We start from the raw sequence: 506 nt of genomic DNA, 5'->3' as shown, positions 1-506 counted from the left end.
GTCTTCTCCAACTCCTCGATCAGCCGTTCGGCGGTGATCGAGCGGTCCACGATGTTCAGCAACGACATGCGGGTGTGCTCGTCCACCATCGACGCGATCTTGATCTTCTTCCCATCGACGGTGGAATCGAACTGAAAGTCCAATGCCCACACCACTTTCGGTGCGTCCGCGACCACGACCGGGACCGATGACTGGCCGGCGCGTTTGCGGCGCGGAGCACGCCGCACTTGCAGGCCCTCCTCCTTCCACAACCGATGCACTTTCTTCTTGTTGATCTCGATGCCGTCGTCGAAGCGCAGGTGCGCCCACGCGCGCCGGAACCCGTGCCGGGGGTTCTTGCGGGCATACGTGCGTAGCTGCTCGCGCAGTGCGGCGTCCGGATCGGCCGGGGTGTGTGCGTGCGGCAGCCGTCGATAGGCGGAACGGGAAAGCCCAACTACCCTGCACGCCATACGTTCTGACATGTTCTTGACGTCTTTGAGCATGTCGATGGCGGCACGTTTGGC

1 protein-coding gene is annotated in these 506 nt (G+C 62.8%); it reads right to left on the bottom strand.

The window, feature by feature from the left end; genetic code table 11:
* Positions 1-506 (bottom strand): IS3 family transposase (locus A5766_RS12815; RefSeq protein ID WP_156527455.1); only part of this gene is annotated, 506 nt, incomplete at both ends.

Source organism: Gordonia sp. 852002-51296_SCH5728562-b, assembly GCF_001665475.1.
GTDB classification, from domain to species: Bacteria; Actinomycetota; Actinomycetes; order Mycobacteriales; family Mycobacteriaceae; genus Gordonia; species Gordonia sputi.
The sequence above is the reverse complement of the archived record's forward strand: the minus strand, read 5'-3'. Positions and strand labels throughout refer to the sequence as shown.